The organism is Desulfobulbus oralis (assembly GCF_002952055.1).
GTDB lineage: Bacteria > Desulfobacterota > Desulfobulbia > Desulfobulbales > Desulfobulbaceae > Desulfobulbus > Desulfobulbus oralis.
Genome location: NZ_CP021255.1, coordinates 904,158 through 926,301, shown reverse-complemented (window position 1 = coordinate 926,301; position 22,144 = coordinate 904,158). Strand labels below are relative to the sequence as shown.

The window sequence follows — 22,144 nt, the reverse complement described above, 5'->3', positions numbered from 1 at the left end:
GGGATCAGCCCTTTGCCTTTCAACGGCTGTTGTGGGGCTCCCGCCGGGCAGGGCTTCGGCGTTGACCGGAGTCCCGCGGCACGGCAACCGACCCCGCCCCATTGCCGATCAAGGAGTCGATTTTTGCGCGGAAGCCCGCATTCTGCCGGGAAATCCCGACCGGAGCCGCAGGCCGGCATTGCGCAAAGCGGATTCTGCCTTTATATAACAGGCGGTCGCTTTGGGCGGTACGCTTTCTTTTTCTGGAGCAGGACATGACAACAGGTCGTAAACTCAAGATCGCATTGGTCATTTTTCTGGTGTTTTTCTCAGGGCTGGCGCTTTTGCCCAATTTTTACTCCGGCCTGCCCGAATGGTGGACCAAGTACTGCGCCCCTGCCGGCATCAATCTGGGGCTCGACCTGAAAGGCGGGCTGCACGTGGTTCTGCGGGTGGACCGGGCCAAGGCCCTGGAAAATACGCTGGATTTTGCGGCCACGGATTTCAAGAACCTGCTGGCCGAAAAGGGCATCACCGCGGTGCGGCTGGATTCCGGCAGGGCAGATGAAATTCTGCTGACCCTGCCCAACACCGGTGCAACCGATGCGGCCAGAGAGATCCTCAAAGACAAGTTCGCGAGCCTGGACAGCAGCGTCTCTGCCGAGGCGGGCAGTTTTCCCCGCGTGACCCTGAAGCTGAAGCCCGAAGAGGCGGAGAACATCAGCAAGAACTCGGTGGATCAGGCGCTGGAGATCATCAGAAACCGTATCGACCAGTTTGGCGTGGCCGAGCCGATTGTCCTCAAGCAGGGCGAAGAGCAGATCGTGGTCCAGTTGCCGGGCGTGCAGGATCCGAAGCGCGCCATCGACCTCATCGGCCAGACCGCCCAACTGGAATTCAAGGCCGTGGCCGAAGGCGGCGAGAATCTGCCCTCCCTGATTGACGACGCCATCAAGGCCGGTCAGTGGCAGCGGGGCGGCAGCCGGAAGCAGCTCAATCTGGCCCTGCAGGGCCGCCTGCCCCAGGGCACGGAGGTGTACTTCGAGCAGGTGGTGGACAGGGACACCCAGGTGAAATCCGAGGTGCCGCTGCTGATGGAAAGCCCGGTGCTGATGACCGGCGCCATGGTCAAGGATGCGCAGGTCCGCATCGGCGGCAACTTCAACGAGCCCTATGTCAGCCTGGAACTGACCGGCTCCGGCGCGCAGACCTTTGCCCAGCTCACCGAAAAATACGAGAAGCGCCGCATGGCCATCATTCTGGACGGCAAGGTGCGCTCGGCCCCGGTCATTACCGAAAAAATTGCAGGCGGCAGCGCCCAGATTACGGGCCGCTTCACCCACGCCGAAGCCGCGGATCTGGCCATTGTGCTCCGCGCCGGCTCCCTGCCTGCACCGGTGGAGATTATCCAGAATCTGACCGTGGGCGCGAGCCTGGGCCAGGATTCCATCAACAAGGGCATCTATTCGGGCATCATCGGCACGATTCTGGTCGTGGGCTTCATGCTGCTCTACTACCGCATCTCCGGCCTGATCGCCAACATCGGCCTGCTCTTCAACATCCTCTTCCTGTTCGTGGGACTGGCCATGGTGGGCGCGACCCTGACGCTGCCCGGCATCGCCGGTATCATCCTCACAGTGGGCATGGCGGTGGACGCCAATGTCCTCATCTATGAACGCATGCGCGAGGAAATGGGGGCGGGCAAGAGCATCAAGGCCGTGGTGGACGGCGGCTTTGGCAAGGCGGCGTCCAGTATCATCGACTCCCAGGTCACGACCCTGATCACCGCCCTGGTGCTCTTTCTCTTTGGCACCGGCCCCATCAAGGGCTTTGCCGTGACCCTGAGCATGGGCATCATCTTCAACCTCGTGGCCGTACTCTTCATCTGCCGCCTGATCTACGATTCCATGATTGGCGCGCGGCGTCTGCACCAGCTCCACTTCATGCAGATGCTGAAGCGCAGCCATATCAATTTCATGAGCCTGCGCAAGGTCTGCTTCTGTATCTCCGTCTGCCTGGTGCTTGTTGGGCTGACGGCCTTTGTGCAACTGGTCCGCGGCCAGGCCAGGATGGGCGTGGATTTTACCGGCGGCCTGATGCTGCAGTACAGGGCGGCCCAGCCCTTCACGCTTGAGGAAGTGCGACCGGTTCTGAGCCAGAACGGCTTTGCGGGGCTGGATCTGCAGCGGGTGAGCAGCGACAACCAGCTCATCATCAAGCTGAAGCAGAGCCAGGACACGGTGGGCGACGATTCCGACCGCATCACCGCGGTTCTGGACGAGCACCTGAAGGACAAGCACTTTGCGCTGGAGAGCAAGTCGGAAATCGGGGCCTCCGTGTCTTCCGAGCTGCGCAGCAAGGCCATTGTGGCCATTGTGCTCTCGCTTTTGGGCGTGGTGCTCTACCTGGCCATCCGCTTTGACTACCGCTTCGGGCTTGCGGCCACCGCCGCCACCTTCCACGACGTGCTGGCGGTCCTGGGCATCTGCTGGCTCTGCGGCAAGGAGTTTGATCTGCTTTTGATGACCGCGCTGCTCACGCTCGCCGGCTATTCGCTGAACGACACGGTCGTCATCTTCGACCGCATCCGCGAGAATCTGCGTAAAAACAAAGAAATGCGTTTCTTTGACCTGATCAATGTCAGCATCAACGAGACCCTGTCCCGTTCAGTCATCACGGTGTTGACCACCCTGTTCATGGTGGTCTCGCTCTTCCTCTTCGGTGGCGCGACCATTCACGACTTCGCCTTCGCGCTCCTGATCGGCATGCTGATCGGCACCTACTCGTCCATGTTCATTGCCAGTCCGCTCGTGGCCATGCTCTGGAAGGACAGGAGGGCCTGAGCGGGCCCGACGCCTGCGGTGCAGCGGATGCGGAAAGTCAGGGGCAGGTCCGTTGCCGGCAGGTTCGGGCGGCCGAATGGCCTGGACAGCAGAGGGACAAAGCGGCATGCCGCAAGTAATGCGGACAGGATGAGCCCACCCGGCAGATGTCGCCCCCGGGTGGGCCAGAATCGGGCCGGTTTCGCAGTCGCGGCTCCGGCCCCGTGCCATGCCAAGCTGCCTTTTCCCGCGCCCTGCTTCGCCCTCACGGGCAGCTCGACCCCGGCGATTTTTCAGCACCGCTCTGACGGCAGGAGCCCTTGCCGGTGCGGGTTCCCGCCGCACTCCCGGGCCACTCGCTCCACGCTGGCAAAGGGAATCCGGCCCTCGCGCAGACAACACAATCGGCCATTGGCCCGCAGGCCCGCGACCGTGGATCCGGCGCCTCCGGGCGTGCGGCCGCCGTCCAGCACCAGACCCTCGTCATCCGGAAAAAGCGCTGCCGCCTGCCGGGCGTCGCCTGCGGGCTGCTGACCGGAGCGGTTGCAGCTCGTGGCGGTGAGGGGGCCGCCCCAGGCGGAGAGCAGCTGCCTCGCCACCGGATGGGGGGACTGCCGGATGCCCACCCCGCCGGTACCAGCCGTCAGTTCGGCGGGCAGAGCGCCATGGGCCGGAAAGACCAGCGTCAGCGGGCCGGGCCAGAAATGCCGCATGAGCGCCGGATAGCAGGTCGGCGTTGCGCTGGCCAAAAGCGGCAACTGGCCCCCATCCTGCACCAAGACCAGCACCGGCTTCTCCACCGGTCTGGCCTTCAACCGAAAGAGGCGTTGCAGGGCCGCCGGGTTGAAGGGATCCGCGGCCAGGCCATAGTAGGTTTCTGTGGGAAAGGCGACCAGGCCGCCCCGCCGCAGCAGGGCTGTGGCCCGCGCCAGACTTGCCGGCGTGACCGCTTCAACCCCGGCCATGGAGGTGCAGCCTGGCGTTCTTCTCCTCGACCTGCTGGGCCATGTGCGCGGCATACTCTTCCAGACGCACGCGCAGCCTGTCGTCGGCCAGGGCCAGGATCCGGGCGGCCAGCACCGCCGCGTTTTTCGCGCCCGGCGCGCCAATGCCCATGGTGGCCACAGGCACGCCCGGCGGCATCTGCACGGTCGAGAGCAGCGCATCCAGTCCGCCCAGGGAGGATGCGTTCAGGGGCACGCCGATAACCGGCAGGCTGGTGTGGGCCGCGATCACGCCGGCCAGGTGCGCGGCCATGCCGGCGCCTGCGATAATCACCTTGAGGCCGCGCTCCCGGGCTCCCTGTGCATAGCTTGCGGCCAGCTCCGGTGTGCGGTGGGCCGAGGCGATGGTGAACTCGTAGCCAATCTCCATGGACTCCAGCCACTCCGCTGCGGCCTGCATCACCGGCAGATCCGAATCGCTGCCCATGACAATGCCCACCACCGGCCTGGCAGGCGCCGCGAGCCGGCAGAGCGCCCGGTAGGCGATATCGCGGCGGTACCAGCCGCCCTCCCATCTGATCTCCGCTGCCGCGGCATAGGCCTGCTGCACCGCGGCCTGAATGGTCTCGCCAATGGCCGTCACCCCCAAGACCCGGCCGCCATCCGTGATTATCCGGCCATGCTCGTTTCTGGTGCCTGCGTGGAAGATCTCGACCCGGTCCATGGCCGCGGCCTTTTCCAGCCCGGAAATGACCCGGCCCTTCTCATACCTGCCCGGATAGCCCTCCGAGGCCATGACCACGCAAACCGCGGGTCTGGGATCAACGCTCAACTGCACCTGATCCAGCGTGCCGTCGATGCAGTGGTTGCAGAGTTCGACCAGATCGGTCTTAAGCCGCATCAAAAGCGGCTGGCATTCCGGATCGCCAAAGCGGCAGTTGAACTCCAGCACATTGACCTGGCCCTCACTCACCATGAGGCCGGCATACAAAATGCCGCAGTAGGGCCGGCCCTCGGTCGCCATGCCGCGCACCGCAGGCAGCATGATCTCGTCCATGATCTTCTGTTCCAGTTCCGGCGTGAGCACCGGGGCGGGCGAATATGCGCCCATGCCGCCGGTATTCGGTCCCTGATCGCCGTCGTGCGCCGCCTTGTGATCCTGCGCGGACGGCAGGGGCAGCACGGTCTTGCCGTCGGTGAAGGCCAGAAAGGAGAGCTCCTCCCCGCGCAGGCATTCCTCGATCACCAGTTGCTCGCCTGCCGCGCCAAAGGCCCTGTCACACATCATCAGCTCGATCGCCTGTTCGGCCTCGGCACGGGTCTGGGCAATGATGACCCCCTTGCCGGCGGCCAGGCCGTCCGCCTTGATGACGCAGGGCAGCGTCATGAAGTCCAGATAGCGCTTGGCCGCTTCCACTTCGGAAAAGGCCCGGTAGCGCGCGGTCGGGATCTGGTATTTTTTGAGGAAATCCTTGCTGAAGACCTTGCTGCCCTCCAGCATGGCCGCCTGCTTGCCGGGGCCGAAGATGCGCAGGCCAGCCTCCTGAAAGGCATCGACAATGCCTTTGGTCAGGGGCTCTTCCGGCCCGACGATGGTCAGCTCGATGGCCTCCCCCCGGGCGAAGTCCAGCAGTGCCGGAATATCGCCGGCCGCAATGTCCACGCAGCGGGCCAGGCCGGCAATGCCCGCATTGCCCGGCGCGCAGTACAACTGATGCTTCGCATCGGATGCGCGCAGTTTCCAGATCAGGGCGTGTTCACGCCCCCCGCCGCCAATCACGAGTATCTTCATGCAAGTTCCCCGATTCTGTTCATCTGCCATGTCTGTCCGGAGGCCAGGGCCGGCCCTGAGGCCCGGGCCGTCCAGCCCCGGCTCCGGCCGGAGCGTGGTTTCCGAGAGCGGTTCTGCTCCGGGTCTTCGGCGCAGGAATACATCTTCCTGTCCGGCCTCATTGTACCAGCAAGACCTGGCCGCTTCTCTTGATTTTTGTCCGAAAGCGCGAAAAAATGCCCTGCACAAGCCATGCCCTCAGGGCGTCTCCGAGGCGCTGATGCTCAGCACCTCGTATTCCAGCATGCCTTTCGGCGTCTTCACCAGTACCTCGTCGCCCGCCTCCTTGCCCAGGAGTGCGCGCCCCAGGGGGGAACGAAAGGAGATGACCCCATTTTTGACATCCACCTCTTCCGGCCCCAGCAGTTGGAAGGTCACTTCCTTTTCCTCGGCCACATCGTACAGGGTGATGACCGTACCGAAGACCACGCGTTTGGTGCTGACCCTGGTGCAGTCAATGACCTCGACCCGGCCCAGCTTGTCCTTCAGATCCATGATGCGGCCCTCGACCATGCCCTGTCGTTCCTTGGCCGCATGATACTCGGCGTTTTCGCTCAGATCGCCGTGGCCCCTGGCCACTTCGATGGCCCTGATGATGTCGGGCCGCTCCACCCGCTCCAGCCGCTCCAACTCCTCGCGCAACTGCCTGTTGCCGGCAACCGACACGGGAATCCGTTCCACTGCGTTCATCTCCAACACTCCTTGCTCACAACATGAGCCTTGCGTCTGCAGGCGAGCCCCTGCCGGCAGAGAAAACATAAAAAAATTCCCGCCTGGTCAGCGGGAATCTGAAAGCATGCAGGCCGCGGCCTGCGGATATCAACAGCTTTTATAAAATTTCTGAATCGTTGCCACCACAAAGGCCAGTTGCTCCGCCTGCAGCTCCGGGAAGATCGGCAGCGCCAGGGAAGTGGCGGCCGCCTCCTCGGCAACCGGCAGATGGGCGCCACGCATCGCGGCAGGCAGGCACTCCTGCTGGTGCAGGCAGAGCGGATAGTAAATGGCGCAGCCGATTTCATGGTCCAGCAGATACTGGCGCAGCTTGTCGCGCTCGCTCCGCCTGCGCACCCGGATGACGAACTGGTTGTAGATGTGGTGATGGTGCTCCGCTGCGCCGGGCACCTGCGCATACAGCTCCTGCGGCAGCCGCACCGGGTTGTCCGTAAGACCCGCGTCGGCAAACAGTTTGCGGTACTGTGCCGCATTGGCGGCCCGGCCCTGATGCCAGGAGTCCAGGTAGTCCAGCTTGACCGAAAGAATGGCTGCCTGCAGGGCATCCAGCCGGAAATTGCCGCCCACCCGTTTGTGGTAGTAGCGGCCCTCCTCGCCGTGATTGCGCACCGAGCGCACCAGCGCCCCATACTGTTCGTCCGAGGTCGTCAGCATGCCGCCGTCGCCCATGCCGCCCAGATTTTTGCTGGGGAAAAAGGAGAAGCAGCCGCAGAGTCCCAGGTTGCCGCTGCGCTTCCAGATCACGCTGCCGTCCGGCTGCTCGAAGGGGCATTCCGCACCAATGGCCTGGGCTGCGTCTTCGATGAGCGGCACCGCATACTCCTGGGCCAGCCGGCTCAGCTTCGGCATGTCGGCGCACTGGCCGTACAGGTGCACCGGCAGAATGGCCTTGATCTTTCGGCCATTTTTATGGTCCCTGGCCAGCGCCTCCGCGGCCTGGTCTGCATTCATGTTGAAGCTGTCCGGATCGATATCCACAAAGACGGGCAGCGCGCCCACGCGCAGGACCACGCCCATGGTGGCAAAAAAGCTGTAGGGCGTGGTCAGCACCAGATCGCCCGGGCCGATGTCCAGGGACATCAGCGCGGCCAGAAGCGCATCCGTGCCGCTGGAAAGGCCGATCGCGCACTTTGTGCCGCAGTAGGCCGCAATGCGCTCTTCAAAGTCCGTCACCTCAGGGCCCAGAATATAGCCGGTGGAATCCAGCACCCGGGTGAGGGCGTCGAGCATCCGGGGCCGCAGGCTGTGCAGTTGCGGCCCCAAGTCAAGCAGAGGAACTCTCATGACATAGCAAGGAAAAAGGTTAAAAGTCGTTTGCAGACGGACCCTCGCTTGCCACAGCGGCGTCACCGTCCAGAAAATCCTGAATGTCCGGCAGGTCCTTTTCCAGTTGCCGCCGGAGTTTTTTCAGCAGGTTGGCCTCGATCTGGCGCACCCGTTCCCGGGAAATGCCGAACTCGTCGGCAATGGTTTGCAGGGTTTTCGGCTCGTCCGTGAGCAGCCGGGTCTGCAAAATCATGCGTTCCTTGTCGTTCAGCCTGTCGTCAACCGCGGCCAGCACCTTGCCCAGACGTTCGCGCATCTGCCGGCCGGCCACCTTGTCTTCAATGCCCGGGCCGCCGGAGGGCAGAAAACTTTTCTGCTCGTCTTCGGAGTCGCTTCTGACCGGCGCTTCCAGGGAGACGTCCCAGTTGTCCATGCGCTGGCTCATCTCCACGACATCGCTTTCCTTCACGTTCAGCCGCTCGGCCAGAAGCTTCACGTCCGGCCGGAAGCCCTGCGCTTCCAGAAGCTTTTTCTCCTTGTTCAGGCTGAAAAAGAGCTTGCGCTGGGCCTGGGTGGTGCCGATCTTGACCAGCCGCCAGTTATCCATAATGAATTTCAGGATATAGGCGCGAATCCAGTAGGCGGCATAGTAGGAAAATTTGACGCCCCGGTAGGGATCGAATTTCTTCGTGGCCTGGACCAGACCGACATTGCCCTCCTGCACCAGATCCATGAAGTTCTGCATCCAGTACTTCTGGAAATCCATGGCCACCTTGACCACCAGCCGCAGATTGGAGGAGACCAGCCTGTAGGCGGCGTTCGGGTCGCCGGTTTCCTTGAAGCGAATGGCCAGTTCCTCCGTTTCCTCGCGGCTCAACAGCTCGTACTGACTGATTTCCTGCAGATAGCGGTGCAGGGCCGGGTTGCTGACCGCAGGCAGGTTGTCGTCGCTGTCCAGCAGGACCAGCGGCTGGTGCATGGGTTCTTCAATCGGCAAATCTGTGGGACTCTCGTCTTCTTTCATCGGCTCCAAGTCGTTAAAACCGCGTCTTCCCGTGGGAGTACGCGGTCGTTTGAGCTTCATGCGAACGGAATGTACCCGAATTGGGGAAAAAAAACACGGGAAAGTGCCAGCCCCGCCTTTTGTTTCCTTTTGTGCCGCATTGTGCTAAAAATGCCGGGACCTTTCCTTTCCACCACAGAACGGCACGCATGAACCATATCAGAAACTTCAGCATAATCGCCCATATCGATCACGGCAAATCCACCCTGGCCGACCGCCTGATCCAGCTCTGCGGCATGGTCAGCGAGCGCGAATACAAGGATCAAATGCTGGACAACATGGATCTGGAGCGCGAGCGCGGCATTACCATCAAGTCACAGACCATCTGCCTGCCCTATCATGGCCAGGACGGCCAGGACTATGAGCTGAACCTGGTCGACACGCCCGGACACGTGGATTTCAGTTACGAGGTCTCGCGGGCGCTGTCCTCCTGCGAAGGCGCGCTCCTGCTCATTGACGCGGCCCAGGGCATAGAGGCCCAGACTCTCGCGAACCTGTACCTGGCCATGGAAAACGACCTGGTCATCGTGCCGGTCATCAACAAGATCGACCTGCCTTCCGCCGAGCCGGACAGGATCGCAGGCCAGATAGAGCACGACCTGGGCCTGGAGGCCGCAGGCATCCAATTCTGCTCCGCCAAAACCGGCGAGGGCGTGCCGGAACTCCTGGAGGCCATCGTCAAATATCTGCCGCCGCCCAAAGGCGACCCGGAAAAGGCGCTCGAAGCGCTCATCTTCGACGCCAGCTACGATCCCTACCGCGGCACGGTCATTTCGGTGCGCATCATGAACGGCACGCTGAAGACCGGCGACACCATCATCTTCATGTCCAACGGCGCGACGTACAGGGTGGAGGAGCTGGGTCACTTCCGCCTGCGCCGCGAGCCCTCAGCCAGACTCACGGCCGGCGAAGTCGGCTATGTGGTGGCCGGAGTCAAAACCGTATCCGACACCCGGCCCGGCGACACCATCACCCTGAAGGACAACCCGGCAGCCGCGCCGCTGCCCGGATTCCGCGAGATGCAGCAGGTCGTTTTCTCCTCGCTCTACCCGGTGACAACCGACGAATACGAGGACCTGGGCAGCGCACTGGAGAAGCTCAAGTTAAACGATGCGGCGCTGGTCTTCCAGAAGGATTCCTCGGCGGCCCTGGGCTTCGGCTTCCGCTGCGGCTTTCTGGGCCTCCTGCATCTGGAGGTGGTGCAGGAGCGGCTGGAGCGCGAGTTCGACATTTCGCTGATTCTGACCGTGCCCTCGGTCAAGTATCTGGTGCATCTGCAGAACCAGAGCGTCCTGGAGGTGGACAATCCCTCCTATTTCCCCGATCCGGCCAGTATCGCCCGCATCGAGGAGCCCTACATCCGGGCCACCATCCACATCCCGGAGCGCTACATGGGCGCGGTGATGACCCTCTGCCTGGAGCGCCGCGGCGAAAACACCCGCTACCACTATCCCATGCCGGGCCGTATCGAGTTTAGCTGCGAGCTGCCCCTGGCCGAGGTTATCTACGACTTTTACGACAGGCTGAAATCCGTCACCCAGGGCTACGGCTCCTTTGACTACGAGCTGCTGGATTACCGCACAAGCGATCTGGTCAAGGTGGATATTCTGGTGAACGGCGAGCAGGTGGACGCCCTCTCCCAACTGGTGCACCGCAGCAGGGCGCGGGAACGGGGGCTGGCTGCCTGCGAGCGGCTCAAGGAGGAGATTCCGCGCCAGATGTTCAAGATCGCCATTCAGGCGGCCATCGGCGGCACCATCATTGCCCGCGAGACCATCTCGGCCCTGCGCAAGGACGTGACCGCCAAGTGCTACGGCGGCGACATTTCCCGCAAACGCAAACTGCTGGAAAAGCAGAAGGCCGGTAAAAAACGCATGAAGACCGTGGGCAACGTGGATATTCCGCAGCGGGCCTTTCTGGCGGTGCTCAAGTCGGATCAGTAGGGCCGGCGATGCAGGCCGGCTCAGCCCCATCCGGGCAGTTCCGCCAGCAGGTGGGGTCGCTGGCCAGGTAGTCGCCGGTCAGCTGATAGGCCGCGCCCCGGCAGCCATAACATTCCGCCGCCTTTTCGCAAGTGCGGCAGGGCCCCTTGATGCTTTGCCGGTAGTTTTTCAGATCGCGGATGACCGGAGACTCGTGCAGGATGTCGGCCAGCTTCCGCTCCCGGATATTGCCCTGCGACAGGGTCACGCCCACGCAGGGCATCACCTCGCCCGTGGCGGTCACCAGGCAGGAAACCAGATGCCGCATGCAGCGGTTCCCCGCCAGAGGCGGCTGCGGCTCCCAGATGCGGCCGAATTCCTCCCGGTCAATTTGGGCCAGGCGCTCGAACAGCTCTTTCAGCTCCGGGCCGGACACCGCGAGTCCATGCTGCTCCCTGGCATGGCCCTGCGGGGTGATCACCTCGAAGTAGGGCTCGATGTTCTGCCCCCGCATCCAGCGCCAGAGTTCCGGCAACTCCACGAGATTCTGGCGGCAGATCACGGTGGACAGGGCCAGGAAAAGCCCGTTCCGCGGATAACCCGCCTCCCGCAGATTCGCGAGCGCCTGCCCGATCAGAGCGGCCGCCCCCTTTTTCCCGGCCAGCCGGTCCTGCAGCTCCGGGTTCCGGGAGTTGAGCTTGAGTGCTACCCGGGCCCGGCCGGCCGCCAGCAGGGCGGCCAGTTCCCGGCTGATGCCGCTGCCGTTGGTAAAGATCTCGATGTCCAGCCCCAGACCGGCAATGAAACGCAGCATGGCCGGCAGGTTCGGGTCAATGCTGGGCTCGCCGCCCAGGATGATGATCTTGCGCGCCCCCAGGTCCCTGGCCTGCACGATCACATCCCGGCTTTCTTCGGGACTCAGCTCGTTCTGCCCTGCAACCCGGTTTTCCACGTAGCAGTACACGCAGCGGAAATTGCAGCGGCGGCTGAACTCGATTTCCATGGAGAGCAGTCGCCCGGCCGCGGCCGCTTCCCGCACCGCCTCTGCCGAAAATTCCAGATTGTACAGCTCCATCAGTAGTCTTCCAGATCGGAAAAGTGATTCATGCTCTGCCAGTGGGCGCGGGCCTCGCGGAAGAGCCCTTCCCAGCCGATGGTCTTCAGCTTCTTCTCGTAGCTGCGCTTGAGCAGGGGCTTCATGACAAAGCGCCAGAAGGAGGTCCAGAGCCAGCCCTCTTTCCGCAGCAGGGCGGGCGGGTTCCACCAGCCGAAGACCTGTTCCCGCTGCAGCCAGAACTGGAACTGCAATTCATCGGCGCTCATGTGCCGTGTGCGCACGTTGGCCCAGAGGCCGTTGTAGCGCTTGTAGCCTTCCGGATTCGCCACCAGACCGGCATCCATGAGTTGCTGCCGCATCCCGGTTTTGGGGTAGGGCGTGAGGATCTGACAGTAGGGGATGTCCGCGCCGATCTCCAGGAAGAATTCGTAATTTTCACGGATGGCGGCCGCATCGTCGTCGGGAAAACCGAAGATCATCCCGGCCAGCACCATGATGCCGTATTTGTGGCAGTTCCTGATGGCCTGCTTCGCGGCGGCCACGATGTCGCCCTTGCCGGCCTGGGCCAGATTGCGCTTTGACCCGTTTTCCACCCCCAGAAAGATGATGCGGAAGCCCGCCTCGGCCATTTTCGCGACCATCTCCTCGTGGGAGGCAATGGTGAGGCAGTCGGCCTGCACCGAGAGCATGAGGCCCTTGTACCGGCGGGCGATGATGGCCTCGCAGAGCTGCATGACCCGCTGCACGTTCAGCACGATATTGTCATCCGAAAGGAAGACCCAGCGGGTTTTTCTCTCGTGATAGATCACGTCCAGATCGGCCATGACCCGTTCGATGGGAAAGGCGCGGAAGCAGCGGCCGTACATGTGGCGCATGCAGCAGAAGTTGCAGCCCCTGGTGCAGCCCCTGGATGTTTCCAGCACCTCGCCCCTTTGGGCAATGATGTGGTAGCCCCAGGTCAGGCGGCGCTGATCGCGCAGCGGCGGCCTGATGGCGGCAAGGTCCAGGTTCTCCGCCCGGGGATTGTGCCGGAACAGGCCCGCGATTTTGTAGGACAGGCCCGGAATGCGCGCCACATCGTCCTGACCGTCCAGGGCCCGCAGCAGCCGGTTCATCGCGATTTCCCCCTCGCCGCGGACCATGAAGTCGAACCAGCGGGCATCCGGGCTCGCCGCGATTTCCGCGAACATCAGGGTGGCATGGTAGCCGCCCAGGACGGTTTTGGCCTGGGGCCGCAGGCTTTTCAGCAGATGCGCGATCCTGACGCAGGTTTCGAACTGCCAGGTCATGGAGGAAAGACCGATCACATCCGGCTGAAAGTCCCGCAGGAGCCGGCTCAGGTATTTTTTGAGGCAGCGCCGCTTGCGGACCAGATCCGCCACCCGTACCTCATGTTCGGGGTCCAGATTCGCCGCAATGGTGGCGATGCCCAGATTGGGGAGATGCACCGCCTCCTCGTGGATGATAACCGGCGTAATGTCGGGCATGGAGAGCAGGAGGACATGCATGGCGCTATGCGGAGGGCTTGGCAGGCCTGGCCAGCAGCGCCTGCAGATGGGCGGACAGTTCGGCCAGCGGGCCCGAGTAGACAGGCTCTTCCGGCGCAATGCGGCCCTGGAAGCTGAGCCGTATTTCCCGGGGGCTGGCCGCATCAAACAGGAAACGGCCGGGCGGAAAGAGACGGCCCGTGTTGTCGAAACGAAAGACCACAAGGGGGGCGCCGCTTTGCCGCGCGAGCTTCAGCGCGCCCGGCAGCAGAGCGCCCACCGCTCCGCTTTTGCTGCGTGTGCCTTCCGGAAACAGAAAGAGGACGCCGCCCTCCGCGAGGTACTGCCGCAGCCCCTCCAACTGGTCCAGCATCAGGCCTGCGAACTGGCCTTCGCTGCTGGCCGGCACATAACCGGCGGACTTCAGCACCCAGCCGAAGATGGGGTAGTCGAAGAGGCGGGCCTGGGCCACGGTCGTGCAGCGCGGGAGATGGGCCATCAGCAGGAGCGGATCCAGGTAGGAAAGGTGATTGCAAAGGACAACGCAGCTCCGGCAGGCCGCCAGTTCGGGCGCAAGCCGCCACCTTTGCCGCGGCGCAACCAGCCGCAGCAGGGCGAAAAAGCCCCGGTAATACCAGTGGTTCAGCCGCTGGAAGGCGAGCTGCGGTTTCGGGCACAGGCCGGCGGCGGCGTACAAAAGACCGAAGCCCGCCAGAAAGGCGCACAGAAAATAGCCCCAGGCTGCCAGCGTCACCGCGAGATCGTAGGCCCGCCGGAGCGGGGCAGCGTGCACCTCAGCAGACATCGGGACCTTTTTTGACGAGCAGGCAGGTGTTGACCCCGCCAAAGGCGAAATTCTGGATCGCCGCGATCCGGGGGCTGCCGGCCAGCCCGGGGGGGGTATGCTTCAGCATGGCACAGCGTGGGTCCACTGCATCCAGATTCAAAGTCGGCGCGAGAAAGCCCTCCTGCATCATGTAGAGCGTAAAGGCGAGCTCCATCGGCCCGCAGGCCCCCATGGTGTGGCCGGTGTAGCCCTTGAGTCCGCTGACATAGGGGCCGGATGCGCCCTCGCCGTACACCTCGGCAATCGCCTGGGCCTCGATCACGTCGCCCATCTTGGTGGCTGTGGCGTGGGCGCTCACGAAATCCACCTCCTGCGGTGCAAGGGCCGCGTTTTCCAGGGCCAGCTTCAAGGTCGCCCTGATACCGTCCTGGTTCGGCAGAATCATGTCGCCGCCGTTGTTGGTGCAGGCAAAGCCCAGAACCTCGGCCAGGATCGGCGCGCCCCGGCGTCTGGCCTGCGTATACTCCTCCAGCATGACCGCAGCCGCGCCCTCTCCCACCACGAGGCCGTCGCGATCCCTGTCAAATGGCCGGGGCGTTCTGGAGGGCGAGTCGTTGAAATTCACCGAGCAGGCCAAAAGATTGTCAAACACCGCCACCGTGGTGGTGTCGTACTCGTCGGCCGCGCCGCAGAGCATGGCGTCCTGCAGGCCGAACTTGACGGCCTCATAGCCAAAACCGATGGCCTGACTGCCGGTGGTGCAGGCCGTGGCTGTGGCAATGACCCGTCCCCGGATGCCAAACATGCGGGTGATGTTGACCGCCGTGGTATGCACCATGGAGCGCAGGTAGTCCACGGCGCCGATAGAGGAAAAGCCCTCGTCCATGTGCTGAAAAAAGGTGCGGTAGATGTCGCGCTGCACGCTGGGGCTGCCGTGGGTGGAGCCAAAGGCCACGCCGAGCCGGCCGGAGCCGACGAAGTCCTGCTGCAGGCCGGAAGCGGCCAGCACATCGCCCGCCACCCGGCAGGCGTAACGCGCGACCGGGCCCATGGTCTTGCGGAACTGGCGGGGGAAGTCCAGCGGCACCGGCGCATCCACCGTGCCAAAGACGCGCGAGTGGATGCGGCTGCAGAGGAGCCCGTCGTCCCGCAGCGGCTTCACCCCGGAGCGGCCCTTCTGCAGGCTCTCCACGATGTCCTTTTTGCCGTAGCCAATGGGCGTGATGGCGGAAACGGCGGTGATGACGACCCGGCGGTTCATGCGCCCCCGCCGTCTTCGGCCCGCTTCTTTTGGAGCGTCTCGATATAGTCCAGAATGTCGGCAAGCGTGCGGATGCGCATGGCGCCTTCCCTCTCCTCGCGGCTGATGGAAAAGCCCAGGAGTTTTTCGAGCTTGGCCAAAAGTTCAATGGCATCGATACTGTCAAAGCCGTGCACATCGCGCAGATTGTCGCCTGGAGCCACGTTGCTGAATTCAAAATCCTGCTCCAGAATTTGGGTGAGTTGCGCCTGCAGTTCTTCTCGGGTCATAGGCATGTCCGGGTCGCTAAAGGGAAAAATGCGGCCGGATAATACCCACTTTGCGGGAAAATGCAAAGACGGCAGCGCCATGAAGCGAACGAATCGCAACTCGCTCCGAAGCGGCCACGGCCACTTCGCTCACGACTCGATCACGGCCTTTTGTAGCCTGACTGCCGCTCGCATATGCTGGATGAGTTCCTGCGGCTATAAAAAGCCGTTTGCCATGGCCCATGGCCCGGCGGGAGCCCCCGGGAACAGGTCGGCAACCCTGTGCCGTACATATCCTGCAGGCCGGATGAGCCCCCCTATGCAGGGCCAAGATCGGATGTACAGGCACTTGCCAAAGCAAAGGCATCGGGGTAATTAAACAGAGAAAAAAGCAAAGTCCGAAGCCGTTGATTTTTGAGGAAAAACATCCCCTGCCTACGCGAACAGGCACAGGCACTGCGGCAGACTTTGACGCCTGTTGATGGTTCGGGAATGCCTGGATGCAGGGATCTGGAGTCGGCAGGCGGGCCAGGCAGCAGTTTTCAGCTAATCACGAAAGAAAGGAATGCTGCGGACAGGAACTCGTCGGTTGGATAATGACCGTGTAAACGTTTAGACTAGCAAAGTCCCATTGAGATTTTTAACCACGGGCTCAATAGCATATTTGCAATTTACAGGACAAGAAATGGAAGCTGAACATAAGAGCTATTTAGCTGAAAGAATTATTTTGTATCCTGCCTTATTATTTATATCATTTATAAAAAATAGCATACCAGTTATATTTATTTTTACATTCATGTGGCTAATACATTATAATATAAAAATACCAAGTTTATTAGCAAGAATATCAAGTTATATGGTTGTTATGCTGCCAATATCGTCTTTGTGTACTAGTTTTTTTATTGTAAAAACAGTAGTTATGCATGATAGAAAAATGATAAAAAGTAAATTTTTGTATTTTATGAAATTATTTTTAAATTATTATATATGTTTAACCATATTTTCATCATTAACCATACGAATTATTATAGAAAATAATGCGTTTCGCGCGTTTCAAAAATTGAATGATCTAACGAGATTTTTTTTATTCTTTGGTATCCATTATTCTGCAGTTTTAATATTTATAGTTATATTTTATTTAAATGACAAAAAATGCTTCAGAATACAGAATATGCTCATTGAATAATCAGTATATCATTGCTGAGTATCTTGTGTTGATGAGATATAGGTTATACATAAATAAAGATAAAAATCATACTTCAGGCCTGTGCTGCAGGAATTTCAAATTATAAATAACGCAGAATCACTGAGTTACTTCTCTGCCTTATGAAGTTTTTTACTTGCAATACGCATTGCAGTGCCTTTTTTCAACGGACGGATAGTCTGTTCTCACCCTGATCGGTCGGTACTTTTGCAGTAATAGTGTACCAACCTGAATTTACAGAGCAAAAAATGTCAGATGAACATAAGAGTTATTTAGCTGAGAAAATTATTTTACATTCCGCCTTATTATGTGTATCATTTTTAATAAATAGCATACCAGTTATATCTGTTTTTATGATAATGTGGTTAAAATACATTTTTACATGGGAAGCGTGTCCATTAGCCCGTGAATCAATTGATATGATTGTTATGCTACCAATATCATCTTTATGCACTGATTTATTTATTCTAAAGACAGTAGTTATGTACGACAGAGGAATAATTAAAAATAGATTTCTATATTTTATGAAATTATTTTTAAATTACTATATATGGATAACCATATTATCTATACTAACAACATCTTTTACGACAGAGAATCATACATTTAATAAATTTTCTTTTCCAACAGCATTTGTTTTATTCTATGGCACTAATTACCTTGTTGTTTTAGTATTTATAATAATATACTATTTAAAAAATAAAAAATACTTTAGAATACAGAATTTTCTTATTAAATAATCAGCAAGATTATTGCTGAGTATCTCATGTTGATGAGATGTATGTTATACATAAATACTGATAAGATATATTTAATGTCTTGTGCTGCAGGAATTTCAAATTACAAGTAACCCAGAATCACTGAGTTACCTCTCTACCTTACGAAGTTTTTTACTTGCAATACGCATTGCAGCGCCTTTTTCAATGGGCTGCTAACCTGTTCTCATTCTGAACGGGCGGTGCTTTTGCAACGAGAACATACCAACCTGAATTTACAGAGTAAAAAAATGCCGGATGAACATAAAAGCTATTTAGCTGCAAAAATTAGTTTGCATTCTGCCTTGTTATTATCATCAAGTCTAATAAATGGTGTCCCCGTTATCTCTATTTTTACATTCATGTGGCTAATACATTATGGCGTAAAGATACCGAGTTTATTAGGGGAAATATCAGTTAATATGCTTGTTATGGTGCCAATATCATCTTTGTGTACTGATTTTTTTATCGCAAAAACAGTAGTTATGTATGATAGAAAACTGATACAAAGCAAATTTCTATATTTTATGAAATTATTTTTAAATTATTATATATGTTTAACTATTTTTATAGGATTAAAAATATTAATTATAGATAGAATAAATACATATATAAATACATTCAGTAATTTAACTATTACAACAAAATTAATTTTGTACTATGGCATTAATTATTTTGCAGTTTTAATATTTATAATTGTATTTTATATAAAGAACAAAGAATACTTCAGAATACAGAATTTTCTTATGAAATAATCAAGCATTTTATGCTGACTATCCTGAAATTTCCACAAATGCTTATTTTCCATTCTATACGGATACCTCCACACTCAAAGGCTGCAATAGAGTTTACAGGCAGATCGCCAATCGTCATGCTCAGCGCGGCCGGCCCGCCATTGCGCGCCAAACCTCAGGGCTGCTTTCCCGGTCGAGGAGCCCTGAAGTCCCGTACCGCCTGCACCAATTCCCGCTCCATTTCGCCACGGGCCGCCTCGGGCGTTTTGGCATAGCGCAGGCGAATGTAGAGCTGCACCACGGCTGACGCTGTCCTGGCCAGGTCGGGCCGCTCTGCCTCCAGCATGGCCAGGAGCCGCACCGGCCCCTGCCTGGCTGTTCCCGCCACGCCCGCGCCCTCGAGCTTTTCCCGAAAACGCCGCCATGCCTGGGCCACCACATCCGCCTCCTCCCGCGGGCTGCGCCGCATAAAGACCGCCACAAGAAAATAGCCAATGCCCAAAACGGCAATGCCCGCGATCAAAAGTCCAAGACGAGCCGCCTGCCTGCCCCAGTCAAGGCCCAGCCAGGCGAAAAGCTGGCGCTGGCTGGCCGCCGAGTACTGCATGACGAGCTGGTTCCAGCGCATGTTCACATAGTCCCAGCCATTACCCAGGGGCTGCAGCCAGGACGGCAGATTGCCCACGCTGAAAAGGCCCGAGAGGGTGAGATCCGCCGGGGCAGGCGCGCGGCTTTCGCTGCCCGTGCGCAGTCGGCCGGGAGCCACCACCGCGGTCGGGTCGATGCGCTGCCATTCGTCGTTCAGCAGTACCTCGCACCAGACATGGGCGTCGGCGTGGCGCACTGCCAGGTACCCGCCGTAGGGGTTGACCGTGCCGCCCAGATAACCCACCACCAGCCGGGTGGGCAGGCCCGCGGCCCGCATGAGGAAGGCGAAGGAGGCGGCAAAATGCTCGCAGAAGCCGGCGCGGCGCTCAAAGAGAAAGGCGTCGATGGCATCGGCGCCCAGCTCCTCATCCGGAGCGAGCGTGTAGCGGAAGCCGCCCCGACCGAAAAAAGCCAGGCCGCTGTTGACGATGTCCCCGGGACTCCTGCCCTGCCAGAGAGCGGCCAGCGCCCGGGCCCGCGGATTGCCGCTCTCTGGCAACTGCCGGCCCCAGACCTTGGCCATCCGGTTCTGTTCAGACCACAGCATCCGGGCCGCAGTGTCTGAAGTGGCCTGATATTCCACCCGGCCCGACACCGATCGGGCGCCTTCCACCACACCGGCTCCACTTATCGCAAGACCACGTGGCGGCTGCAGGAGTTGCACTGTGAGCGGCCGGTCCAGAGTGTAGAGCCAGCGGCCTTCGTGGGGCTCCAGCGTCACACGGTAGCTGCGCACCATGCCGGCCGTCTGCGTCCGGTCCGGCGTCAGACTACGCTGCCCGGGCCCACGCGTCCATGTCTCGCCGTCGAAGTGCCAGAGCACCAGACCGCGCCAGTAGAGCGTCTCCAGGGGCAGGGGGCCGTCAAAATGCACGCGGAAGGCCACATCCATGTTGCGCGCCACCTCGGCCACGCCGCCCAGCTTCAGGGTATCGTTCACACCGGAGCGGGCCTGAATGAGGCTGGGGCGTCCCCAGAGGCCGCCCTGAAAGCGCGGGAAGACAAGGAAGAGTATGACCATAAAGGGCAGGGCCTGCAACGTGAGCCGGCCGGCCCAACGCAGGCAGCGTTTCAACGGCAGGCCCGGATGGCTGGCACGCACGAGGGCCGCGTTGTTGTACACCAGGCAAAGCGCAATGTAGCAGGTCACCAGAAGCGAATCGCTGAAGAACATGCCGCTGGCCACGACAAAGTAGTTCAGAATCGCCGTCATCATGGCGTCGTGGCAGCCCCGGAACTCGAAGAGCTTGAGGCTGATCATGAGGACCAGCAGCGAGACGAAGAACTCGACGGTCAGGCCTTCGTTGGTGGCTGCGATCAAGACAAAACAGAGCGCGCCGGCCACGGTGAGGACTCTGGGCCCGGGGCTGGGCAGGGGCCGGAAAAAACCGAGTAGCTGGTAGGCCCATAAAGCGAGACAGACCAGGAGAGTGGGCGCGGAGATGTTGACCAGATGCAGCAGGCAGGCCAGGACAATGGCCAACAGCAGCGTGGCCCTGAGCCCGGTTTGCTGCCGGGCCTGTGCCGTCATGAGCGAGCTCCCCCCGGGTAGAGGGCCAGCGCCTCCAGGCAGCGCTCCCGGTGACGAGGGCCGTGGTCGGGCTGGATGATGGTCGTGCCCAGATCCAGCCCATAGCGCAGATCACGACTGGAGGCGAGCAGCACCAGATGGCAGAGGCGGGAGAGCCTGTGCTCGAGGTTGCCGCCCGGTATCAGGGCCAGCGCCAGAAAGGCTCCGCCCCGGTTTTCCTCCTCAAATTCCGTGACATGCAGGCCCTGCCCGCGAGCCAGGCTCTTCCAGTGAATGCGGTTCAGGCTGTCGCCGGGCCGGTAGGCGTTGATACCCGAAAAATCGAAGCCCGCAGCGACGCTCATGTGGGCGGGCTGTCGCGCCTCGTTGTCATCTCCCTGTGACCGGCTGACAAAGGCTGTACGGATGGGCGTCGGGTAGACCAGGCAGGACAGGGCCAGCAACACCTGCCTTTGGCATTCCACGAGACCAAAAGGAAAGGTGCTGGCGACTGTCAGGTGCTCGCAGCGCTGCAGGCCGCGTTGCCGCACCGGCAGCGCCAGTTCCACGGAGCTGAGCGCCCCTGCCGCTACATCGGTCAGCACCCGGCAGTCCGGCGCCAGTGACAACTGCAGCGCCAAGTGCTCGCTCTCCGCCCGCACCTGCAGGAGCACCCGGGCCACGCCGCCGGCAAAGGCCGGTTCCGCCCGGGCCGAGACAGGAAGCACATCCTGCACGTTCAGCCAGGTCTGGCGCAGGGACACGAGCAGAAGCCCGCCCAGAAGAAAGGTGAGCAGATAGCCCAGATTGTTGTTGTAGTTGATGGAGCCGAGGAGCAGGGCGAGCACCATGCCCAAATAGACAAAGCCGTAAAAGGTGGGGCGCAGCGCACAGCCGTGCGGCAGGGGACAGTACGGCAAAAGGCGGGTCAGACGCGGCAGCGGCTTGGCTGTCCGGATCTCGGCGCTCATGCCGGAACGTGCACCCCGGCAAAGGCCTGCCGCAGCGCCTCGGGCCCCGGCTCGACGAGCGTGTCGGCAGAGCGCAGGCGATGGCCGACGACAGCGGGCAGGACCGCCTGTACGTCCTCCGGCAGCACAAAGTCGCGGCTCGCCATGAGCGCCCAGGCCTGTGCCGCAGCCAGCAGCGCCAGCCCGGCCCGGGGCGACAGGCCCACAGCGAACTGGCCGGAGTTGCGGCTGAAGGCCAGCAGCTCCTGCACATAGGCGATCAGCGTGTCGGAAAGGTGCACCCTGCGGGCGATTGCCTGCAACTGCACCACGAGCCTGGCGCTGGCAAGCGGCCGGATTCCGGCCAGCGCCGTGCTGCTGCCCGTGCCGCCCCGGGCCAGCAGTCGCCGCTCCGCCTCCCTTTCCGGATAACCCAGAGTGATACGGAAAAGGAAGCGGTCGAGCTGGGATTCCGGCAGCGGGTAGACGCCGGCCTGTTCCAGAGGATTCTGGGTGGCCAGCAGCCAGAAGGGCCGGGCCAGCGGATGGGTCGCGCCGTCCAGCGAGACCTGGTATTCTTCCATGGCCTCCAGCAGCGCGCTCTGCGTCTTGGGTGTGCTTCGGTTGATCTCGTCGGCCAGCAGGACCTGGGTGAAGATCGGGCCGGGATGGAAATGGAAGCCTCCCGTTTTCTGGTCAAAGATGGAGACGCCCAGAATGTCGCCCGGCAGCATGTCGCTCGTGCACTGGATGCGCCGGAATTCGAGGCCCAGAATCCGGGCCAGCACCTTGGCCAGCGTGGTCTTGCCGATGCCTGGCAGGTCTTCAATGAGCAGGTGCCCCTGGGCCAGAAGGCAGCAGATGGCCAGGCGCACCTGATGTTCCTTGCCCAGGACGTGGCGGCCCACCTCCTGTACCATGGCCTCACAGAGCCCTGCGGCCCT

At 60.2% G+C, this 22,144-nt stretch carries 15 protein-coding genes; 2 read left to right on the top strand and 13 right to left on the bottom strand.

From position 1 onward, the window contains the following. Positions 1–254 precede the first annotated feature (254 nt). On the top strand, positions 255–2,822 hold the full coding sequence (secD, locus tag CAY53_RS04020; RefSeq protein WP_104936043.1) for a protein translocase subunit SecD: 2,568 nt from the start codon (positions 255–257) through the stop codon (positions 2,820–2,822). A 272-nt stretch (positions 2,823–3,094) separates the two neighbouring features. Here the strand turns inward: secD and CAY53_RS04015 are convergent, their stop codons facing one another. From CAY53_RS04015 to CAY53_RS03995, 5 genes are all read right to left on the bottom strand, one after another. After that, on the bottom strand, positions 3,095–3,766 hold the full coding sequence (locus CAY53_RS04015; RefSeq protein ID WP_104936042.1) for an L-threonylcarbamoyladenylate synthase: 672 nt from the start codon (positions 3,764–3,766) through the stop codon (positions 3,095–3,097). After that, positions 3,753–5,537: a phosphoribosylamine--glycine ligase gene (purD, locus tag CAY53_RS04010; protein ID WP_104936041.1), complete on the bottom strand. Its 1,785-nt coding sequence runs from the start codon at positions 5,535–5,537 to the stop codon at positions 3,753–3,755. The genes CAY53_RS04015 and purD overlap by 14 nt, the downstream gene beginning before the upstream one ends. Before the next feature lie 237 nt (positions 5,538–5,774). Then, positions 5,775–6,257, bottom strand: a complete 483-nt coding sequence (greA, locus tag CAY53_RS04005) for a transcription elongation factor GreA (RefSeq protein ID WP_342752464.1) — start codon at positions 6,255–6,257, stop codon at positions 5,775–5,777. A 138-nt stretch (positions 6,258–6,395) separates the two neighbouring features. Then, positions 6,396–7,592, bottom strand: coding sequence for a DegT/DnrJ/EryC1/StrS family aminotransferase (locus CAY53_RS04000; RefSeq protein ID WP_104936039.1), 1,197 nt, complete (start codon positions 7,590–7,592; stop codon positions 6,396–6,398). A gap of 19 nt (positions 7,593–7,611) precedes the next feature. Beyond that, the gene (locus tag CAY53_RS03995) at positions 7,612–8,598 is read right to left on the bottom strand and encodes a sigma-70 family RNA polymerase sigma factor (protein WP_104936038.1); all 987 of its coding nucleotides are present in this window, start codon (positions 8,596–8,598) and stop codon (positions 7,612–7,614) included. A gap of 188 nt (positions 8,599–8,786) precedes the next feature. On the opposite strand from CAY53_RS03995, the gene lepA reads away from it, so the two are divergent. After that, positions 8,787–10,580 carry a translation elongation factor 4 gene (lepA, locus tag CAY53_RS03990; protein WP_104936037.1) on the top strand — a complete coding sequence of 598 codons (1,794 nt, stop codon included), beginning with the start codon at positions 8,787–8,789 and terminating at the stop codon, positions 10,578–10,580. Here the strand turns inward: lepA and CAY53_RS03985 are convergent. From CAY53_RS03985 to CAY53_RS03950, 8 genes are all read right to left on the bottom strand, one after another. Further along, complete coding sequence (locus CAY53_RS03985; RefSeq protein WP_104936036.1) at positions 10,564–11,634, bottom strand: radical SAM/SPASM domain-containing protein; 1,071 nt, start codon at positions 11,632–11,634, stop codon at positions 10,564–10,566. The two genes, lepA and CAY53_RS03985, sit on opposite strands and share 17 nt — an antisense overlap. Next, positions 11,634–13,124: a B12-binding domain-containing radical SAM protein gene (locus CAY53_RS03980; RefSeq protein WP_104936035.1), complete on the bottom strand. Its 1,491-nt coding sequence runs from the start codon at positions 13,122–13,124 to the stop codon at positions 11,634–11,636. Before CAY53_RS03980 ends, CAY53_RS03985 begins: the two co-directional genes overlap by 1 nt. 4 nt (positions 13,125–13,128) lie before the next feature. Further along, positions 13,129–13,908 carry a lysophospholipid acyltransferase family protein gene (locus CAY53_RS03975; RefSeq protein WP_104936034.1) on the bottom strand — a complete coding sequence of 260 codons (780 nt, stop codon included), beginning with the start codon at positions 13,906–13,908 and terminating at the stop codon, positions 13,129–13,131. Continuing rightward, positions 13,898–15,151: a beta-ketoacyl-[acyl-carrier-protein] synthase family protein gene (locus CAY53_RS03970; RefSeq protein ID WP_104936033.1), complete on the bottom strand. Its 1,254-nt coding sequence runs from the start codon at positions 15,149–15,151 to the stop codon at positions 13,898–13,900. The genes CAY53_RS03975 and CAY53_RS03970 overlap by 11 nt, the downstream gene beginning before the upstream one ends. Then, on the bottom strand, positions 15,148–15,420 hold the full coding sequence (locus tag CAY53_RS03965; protein WP_104936032.1) for an acyl carrier protein: 273 nt from the start codon (positions 15,418–15,420) through the stop codon (positions 15,148–15,150). Before CAY53_RS03965 ends, CAY53_RS03970 begins: the two co-directional genes overlap by 4 nt. Before the next feature lie 2,847 nt (positions 15,421–18,267). Continuing rightward, positions 18,268–20,271 (bottom strand): transglutaminase TgpA family protein, encoded by a 2,004-nt coding sequence (locus CAY53_RS03960; protein ID WP_104936031.1) that lies wholly within the window; start codon positions 20,269–20,271, stop codon positions 18,268–18,270. Beyond that, positions 20,268–21,221, bottom strand: coding sequence for a DUF58 domain-containing protein (locus CAY53_RS03955; protein WP_104936030.1), 954 nt, complete (start codon positions 21,219–21,221; stop codon positions 20,268–20,270). The genes CAY53_RS03960 and CAY53_RS03955 overlap by 4 nt, the downstream gene beginning before the upstream one ends. Further along, entirely contained in the window at positions 21,218–22,120 is a 903-nt protein-coding gene (locus CAY53_RS03950; RefSeq protein ID WP_104937427.1) for an AAA family ATPase, read from the bottom strand. The genes CAY53_RS03955 and CAY53_RS03950 overlap by 4 nt, the downstream gene beginning before the upstream one ends. Between the last annotated feature and the right edge of the window lie 24 nt (positions 22,121–22,144).